Origin of the sequence: Erwinia sp., assembly GCF_049696395.1 — a bacterium.
Lineage (GTDB): Bacteria > Pseudomonadota > Gammaproteobacteria > Enterobacterales > Enterobacteriaceae > Erwinia.
Genome location: NZ_JBAVTT010000084.1, coordinates 1 through 7,326 on the forward strand (window position 1 = coordinate 1; position 7,326 = coordinate 7,326).

6 protein-coding genes are annotated in these 7,326 nt (G+C 47.9%); 3 read left to right on the top strand and 3 right to left on the bottom strand.

Annotation, left to right across the window (positions count from 1 at the left end; genetic code table 11):
• Positions 1 to 302 precede the first annotated feature (302 nt).
• Both WCC56_RS10805 and WCC56_RS10810 read left to right on the top strand, forming a co-directional pair.
• The gene (locus WCC56_RS10805) at positions 303 to 629 is read left to right on the top strand and encodes a hypothetical protein (protein WP_424692372.1); all 327 of its coding nucleotides are present in this window, start codon (positions 303 to 305) and stop codon (positions 627 to 629) included.
• Between the two features lie 57 nt (positions 630 to 686).
• Entirely contained in the window at positions 687 to 1,007 is a 321-nt protein-coding gene (locus WCC56_RS10810; protein ID WP_424692373.1) for a hypothetical protein, read from the top strand.
• A 113-nt stretch (positions 1,008 to 1,120) separates the two neighbouring features.
• Here the strand turns inward: WCC56_RS10810 and WCC56_RS10815 are convergent, their stop codons facing one another.
• Positions 1,121 to 3,820 (bottom strand): family 78 glycoside hydrolase catalytic domain, encoded by a 2,700-nt coding sequence (locus WCC56_RS10815; RefSeq protein WP_424692374.1) that lies wholly within the window; start codon positions 3,818 to 3,820, stop codon positions 1,121 to 1,123.
• On the bottom strand, positions 3,813 to 5,168 hold the full coding sequence (locus tag WCC56_RS10820) for an MFS transporter (RefSeq protein WP_424692375.1): 1,356 nt from the start codon (positions 5,166 to 5,168) through the stop codon (positions 3,813 to 3,815). Before WCC56_RS10820 ends, WCC56_RS10815 begins: the two co-directional genes overlap by 8 nt.
• 190 nt (positions 5,169 to 5,358) lie before the next feature.
• On the opposite strand from WCC56_RS10820, the gene WCC56_RS10825 reads away from it, so the two are divergent.
• Positions 5,359 to 6,171, top strand: a complete 813-nt coding sequence (locus WCC56_RS10825) for a helix-turn-helix domain-containing protein (RefSeq protein ID WP_424692376.1) — start codon at positions 5,359 to 5,361, stop codon at positions 6,169 to 6,171.
• Positions 6,172 to 6,516: 345 nt separating this feature from the next.
• Here the strand turns inward: WCC56_RS10825 and WCC56_RS10830 are convergent.
• Positions 6,517 to 7,326 (bottom strand): alkyl sulfatase dimerization domain-containing protein (locus WCC56_RS10830; protein WP_424692377.1); only part of this gene is annotated, 810 nt, incomplete at its 5' end.

Sequence of the window (7,326 nt, forward strand, 5' to 3'; positions counted from 1 at the left end):
CGATGGCGAACACAGTTTTCACCCCGCAGGGGTATAAAGCTCCCCACAGGGCAGCTCTGAGTGAAGAGCGGACCTACTGACTCTGAATGAAACTTGTCCTATGATAATAAAGACATGAAGAACTGCGAGGCATCTTAAGTTACGTTGATCTAATCATACTTTACATCGGTTAAAAATAACCTTTGTTGTGCTGCGGGCATGAAAATCCCGGACGACAGGCTTCAGCCGTAAATTCCACGTCGATTGCCCATGACCGGCGCAAAGATACCTACATAAAGGGGTACGCTACGACGCAAGGATATATGAGAACACTGCTTGCCATATTGCTTACGGTGATAAGTACTTCGACTTTATCGCAATCCAGCAACACCGAAGAAAACCCGGTTACAGCTAATGATATTGCGCTTGAACCTGATGACATCATGCTCACTCATGCAAAAGAGGCCAACACATTATTACTTGGCGATATCCCAAAAGGATTTGCTCTGGACGAAACACATACACCCCACATAACACTCCTTCAACAGTTCGTTCTGACGAAGGATTTTGATCAAGTCTACGCGGCGATCGACCATGTCATAAAGGGTGAAAATTCAACAATATGGAAGTTAGAGGAAATAAAATATTGATACATTCCAGACGGCGAGGTTGGCCTTGCTGGCATCGTTGTTAACCCAACGGAGGAGTTGCAAAAACTACAGAAGAAAATTATTAACGCAACAGCGCATTTTTCGGTAAAAAATGGCACTCCTTCGGCATTTTACAGTGCCCAGAATGGCAACGATATACAGAAGTCATTGATCAGTTATGTCACTAATTACCCAACAATAGCTGCAGGTGATAAATTCACTCCACACGTTACTGTTGGCGTAGGGACACGGAGTTACTTAGACGAGTTAATGAAACAGCCATTTGATAAATTTGAATTTTCACCAACTGGCGTTTCCGTTTACCAGTTGGGCACATTCGGCACCGCTCGTAAAAAATTATACGTATTTCAACCGTAGATAACTCACCACACACTTAGCTGACGATTTAAGTCAGTTACAGCGCCAACTAAAGTCCTGCGGGCTTTAGTTGTCACTGAATTAATTAACGGGGGGTAGGGGATTGAAATCATTTAAGCTTCAGAAAAAAAATCTACCGAGTTAATGCAGTTGAATAATTCTCCTTCAAGCCTGAAATGATAATCCCCAGATCCTAACTTGATATATTTAACATGATTTTCACTTATTTCTCCCCCTGTATTTTGGCTGCTCTTTTCGGAAATCACGAATTCACCCTCTGGTAAAATGATGATTGCCTTTGCGTTAGCCGGTACGGTGACATTTATTTCAGCAGAGCCCTCATTAAGTCTCCAGTCAATGGCAACCCGGCCACGGACCGAATCGTAATGTGCGTGAGCCATTCGAAAGCCTGCGCCGGATAAATCCGGACGAAACACAATATCGTCCCAGGCCACACTTTTCTCACTGTAATCAAGCCCGGCGACATAGCGATACAGCCACTCACCGATCGCGCCATAGGCATAATGATTATACGAGTTCATATTCGCGCTCCAGAAACTTCCATCTGGCTTGATCCCGTCCCAGTGCTCCCAGATTGTGGTCGCTCCCTGGTCCACAGAGAACAGCCATGAAGGGAACGTTCTCTGGCAAGCCAGCTTCACGGCCGTCTCATGATGACCATGAGCAGATAATGCTGTACAAAGCCAGGGAGTCCCCAGAAACCCAGTGGTGAGATGGTAGTCGTTCTCTTTAACAAGCAGATCCAACTTGTCAGCCACTGACTGGCGTTGTTTTTCCGGAAGCAGGCCGAAAGCAAGGGGGAGGATATGAGCAGTTTGTGTGTCCGCCATCATATCGCCATTCTGCATAAACACCTGACGGAAGCGTGCTGAAATTTTATCTGCCCACTCGCCATATAGTGCGGCATCTTCCGCAAAACCTAATGCATCCGCCGCGCGACTCAGCAGCGAGGCAGACCAGGCATAGAAGGCGGTAGCGACAAGAAAGACCGGAGTTGCCCCAAAATAACTGTCGGGTTCTGCATCCAGAGCCAGCCAGTCTCCAAACTGAAAACCGCTGTTCCACAGCCAGGGATCCTCACCGGTTTGATGAATGTACTGCACCCAGGCTTTCATACTCGGATATTGCTCGGCGAGCAGCTGCTTGTCGCCATACATCTGCCAGAGCGTCCAGGGGCAGATAACCGCCGCATCACCCCACCCCGAAGAGGTATAGGTTTCATCTCCCCAGATTTTAGAGATGTAATCCCGCAGAATATCCGGCACGACCATGGGTATCGTTCCATTCGCTTTTTGATCGGCACCTAAACTCATCAGCCATTTACGGAAGAAGCGATGAACATTGTAGTTAGTGGCACCTGTGCGGATAAATATATGCGCATCACCGGTCCAGCCAAGTCGCTCATCGCGTTGAGGGCAGTCAGTGGGAACATCCACAAAGTTGCCGCGTTGTCCCCAGACAATATTTTGAAAAAGCTGATTGATAAGTGGATTGTCGCAACTGAAATCACCGCTGCGGGTCATGTCAGTATGGACAACTTCCCCCGTCATACAGGAAATTAACTGCTCATCCGTCAGCGCATCAAGACCCTCAACGCTGACGTATCTGAACCCCTGGAAGCTGAATGCAGGCGCATAGTTGAGGGTCTTTCCGTTACCCGTAATCTGCACCGTCTGTAAGGCATTGCGCAGATTATCTGTATATAACTTGCCGGACGGGTCCAGTACCTCTCCATGACGTAATGTCAGGGTCTGGCCGTCATTGAGGCAGGTTTGAACACGAAGTCGCCCGACCATATTTTGCCCTAAGTCGAGGATACGCAATCCTTCAGGATCGCGTAATACCGCAATCGGCTTGAGTGATTCCGTTATGCGTACAGGTTCGGAGATCTGCGGAACCAGCCGATATTGCATCTTAAGCTCTTTAACCGAAGTCCATTTCTTCATTTCATCGGAAAGGTGATGAGCTGGGTCTGGACGGCGAGCATCAAAGACTTCCCCGGAATAAAACCCGCTTTTCACCACCGGCCCCGTACCACATCGCCACCGACTATCAGTAAATACAACGCGTTCCTCACCATCGGTAAATCTAAGATGTATCTGTGCCAGAAAGGCCTTTTTATTGCCATAAAGCTCACGTTTTTTTAGCCAGCTCAGCTCGCCTTTGAACCAGCCCTCAGCCAACGCTACGATCAGTGCATTTTCACCCTGCTTCAGATGGGGAGTGAGGTCCCATACCTGAAACTGTAAGTGATCGTCGTAGCTGGTCCAGCCTGGGCTGAACAGGTCTTTTTCGAGGCTATGCTGGTTGACGGTGGGTTCGTAGATGCCAAGTGCAGTTGCGTACATCCGAGCAGAGGCGAGTGGTTTTTCAATATCAAACCTTCGGTGCAGATAGGACACGGACTCTGCCGGCTCATCCTCAGACTCCGGTGTCACCCAGTTCGCTTTCCATTCACGTGAAGTCAGTAACGCAGTTTCAAACCAACCCGATGGGCTCCAGTCTGTCTGCTCTTGCTGGTCATCAATGATTCGGACGCGATACCAGTATCGCTGGCACGACGTAGGAATAAATGCAGGCAGCGCCACGTTAACCGACTGCGCAGATCCTATCCATCCACTGTCATAACAAACGTTGCTAAAATCAGCAGCGATCGCCAACTGTAGCTGATACTGGTGTTGCGTAACGTTGCGACGTTGAGCGGAGATTTCCCAGCTTAGCAGGATGTTTTCTCTCGCAATGCCCAGCAGTGCGTTAGTGTCGAAACAGGTTATTCGGATAATTTCAGTCATGACTGGCTCCATTTTTGGGTAGCGACTGTGGGCGGATGAAAGAGGGTTGTGATCGAATGGCTTGCATCGTGGGCCACAGACGGAACGCCAGTAGCACAGCGAAGCAGAAAACGGCGGGAGCAAGACAGCGCACCAGATTGATGGCAAGTAAGGCATCAGGCCCCTGATTGAGAACGTTAGGCTGATACCCGCTCCACTGAAGTACGATTCCCGCTAATGCTGCTGATAAAGCAAAGCCTGTTTGCATCGAAAGTGCATTCAACGAAAACAGCATGCCGTCATTGCGCTGACCGGAATGGTGTTCCAGCATGTCTGAGGCTTCTGCCATCATGCCGGTTATTGAAACCAGAAGGACGCCGATCCCCAGGCTAAAACAGGCAGCCAGAACGAAATACACCACCGGCAGGTGCACGGGAGAAAAGATCAGCAACGTGCTGCATATACCCATTAGTGCAAAGGTAACAAAAGCGGCTTTTGCGTTGTTATATTTACGAAGAAGAGTGGGTGCAACAATCGCGCCGAGAACTTTGAAGGCGTAGCTCAGCAGTATATAAAGTGGAACATAGTCAGGAAGGTGCAGATAATATTTCAGATAATAAATGCCGGTGGCATTTTGCAGGCCAACACTCATGCCGAATGTTGTCATGGCAAGCACGACACAGATTACCGGACGGTTCTTCGCTACCGTGCTCAGCGTCTCCTTTATTGCCACCGGTTTCACTGCTGCAGGTGTACTAATTTCACGTGTGTTGAAAAATAGGATCCAGCAGAAAATGATGCTTAGCGCACCGACTACCACGCCCAGCCACAGATAGCCCTGATGTGCGTCGCCGCGGCCAAAAAAGATAACCAGCGGAATGACAAGAGGGGCAAACAGCATGCCAGCCACGTTGGAAAATGCCCTGCTTAGCGCAATTAACTGACTGCGCTCCTGCTTATCGCGGGTCAGGTTAGGCATTAACCCCCAGATAGCCACATCGATGCAGGTAAAGCAGAGGCCAGCAATATTAAATGTCACCAGGGCGTAGAGAAACTTCATCATCGGTGACACGTCGGGATGCCAGAACATCAGCACGGTGAAAATCGCAAACGGGATGGGAACAACCAACAGATACGGACGAAAGCGGCCCCACTGCGTCAATGTTTTATCCATCATGATGCCAAGAAAAGGGTTCGACACAGCATCAATAAGGCGGGTTATCAGCAGTACCAGACCTGCCAGAGAAGCTGTCAGACCAAAAACATCGGTATAGAAAATCATGATGTATGACATCACGACGACGCTGAATATGTCTTTACCAAATGCCCCGAGTCCAAAGCACGCTTTCGTTTTCACGCTCAATTTCATGATGTAGCACCCTGCCAGAATGAGGGTAAAGTTTTATCGTGAAACGATGAGATGCACTCGGCTGTGGTGGACATCTTTTTAGTGTTGGTGGCACTCACGGAACAATGAGGGAATGCCCTTCACATTTTTGTAAAACTCGTGTTAAAGGCTATATGATACCGAGTCAGCGAAAAATAATGAGGAGGCCCACATGTACACCATTCGTCCGGATAACTATTTCAGGCAGGATTCTCAGCCTCTTGCCGTTCATCGGACATTACCTGAAATCAACGAAACTGAGCATAATCATGAATTTGAAGAACTGGTTATCGTTGAGCGTGGGAGTGGAATTCATGTGATCAATGGCGATGCGCATTTCATCCAGTCAGGGGATGTTTTTTACATAAATAATCGGGACTTTCACTACTACAGAAATGCAGGTTCACTGGGTCTTACGAACATCCTCATCCGGCCTGAAGTGAATTTTCTTATCATTCCCTCCGTTGAAAGTATTTTGCGCAGTGCATTTCCTGCAAGTGAAAACAGCCACCTGCGTCTCGGTAGTAAAGATCGTGTAATTTTTTTCAACCTGTTAACTGCACTGGATTCGCAACTTGTCGGGACAGGCAAAGCTGATGCGTTAATGCGCGAAGGACTGCTACTGCAGATGCTCTCTCTTTTTACCCTTAAAGATAATGTAAGTATCAATGAGGGAGATGTCCTTGCTATCGAGCGTATTCTGGAAGAGGTTCGTAGAGACCACTGCGAGGATATAAACTGGACATTATTGTGCAGCCAATATGGCGTTTCCCGGAGAACACTATTCCGTAAAATAAAAAATGTTACGGGATATACACCGGATCAATATGTCATGACGCTTAGGCTTCGGACGGCCCGCGAATTGATTAGAAATGAGGAAATAAGCATCACAACGGTTGCAGCACAATGCGGATTTCGAAACTTTTCACATTTTTCAAGATGCTATAAGAAATTATATAAAGTCAGTCCCAGCAATGAACGATAGAACAGGATTTGACTATTTAAGGATAGCGTTGCATTTAGCCCGTTGAACTTACAGCGAAAAGCAGACGTTCGCAGTTTCACTCAAAGCCGGATGTGACACTAGCAAAAAATCCTGCTCTATTCAGAAAAAGGGGGGAGGGGTCGTGTAAATGAACATACTTATACTCTTTTACTGGGTTTATTTAATTGAGTCGCCCAATGTCATTCGTTAAATGTGGCGTTGTTCCGTTCGATTAAGAAGTGGCGACCCTAATGATGTCATCTGATGCACCGGTCATAAAGCAGGGCGAGTAAAAAAAAACGCCCTGTGCGGGCGTTTTTTATTTATGAAAGATTTTACGTTCTGTTAAGGTTCAGCAATGGTGAACCAGAAATCAAACTTATCAAAATTACCTAACATCTCTTTGAATTTCGCTTTATCACCGTCAATCTTAACTTCTCCGCTGTCCGCCAGATTACCGAGTTTCAGTTTACCCAGTGCAATATCATCAAGCGTTGAACGGTCAAGGGTGACGGTGCCATCCGGCTTATCCATCTGCTTGTCTTTGCTGTAGTTCATCACGCCGTTTTCAACGGTCAGGATAAACTTCTCATTGGTGTCCGGGAAGACCAGGTTATAAGCATAGGTTTTGCCGCTGGCTTTAGGACCGTTGAGGTGGATAGCCAGGAAATCCAGGAACATTGGCGTGGTCATACCGCGAATGATATCCGGGGAACTGGTGTTCGGCGTGGCCATTTTATGCACGCCGCCTCGCAATTCCTGAGCACCGGAGAGATAGAAGTTACGTGCCGGGCCAGACTCGGCCTGATAGCCTAACTGCTCAAGTGCATCGGCTTCCACATCGCGCGCCTGCTTGTTTTCCGGCTGAGCGAAGACCACTTTATTGGCAACGGTAGCCGCCCAGCGATAGTCACCCTTATCAAATGCCGACTTCGCAGTAGAAATCATTTTATCGGCGCCGATCATTTCGACGTACTTTTTAGCCTCTTCGGCCGGTGGGTACGGATCGAAGTTGGCCGGATTGCCATCCCAGAAGCCCAGATAAAGCTGATAAGTGGCCCGGACGTTGTGCTTCAGGTTGCCGTAATAACCCCGGTTGTAAAACTCCTTCGCAAGGCTGTCTGGCAAGACAAATTTCTCAGCAATTTCATTCAT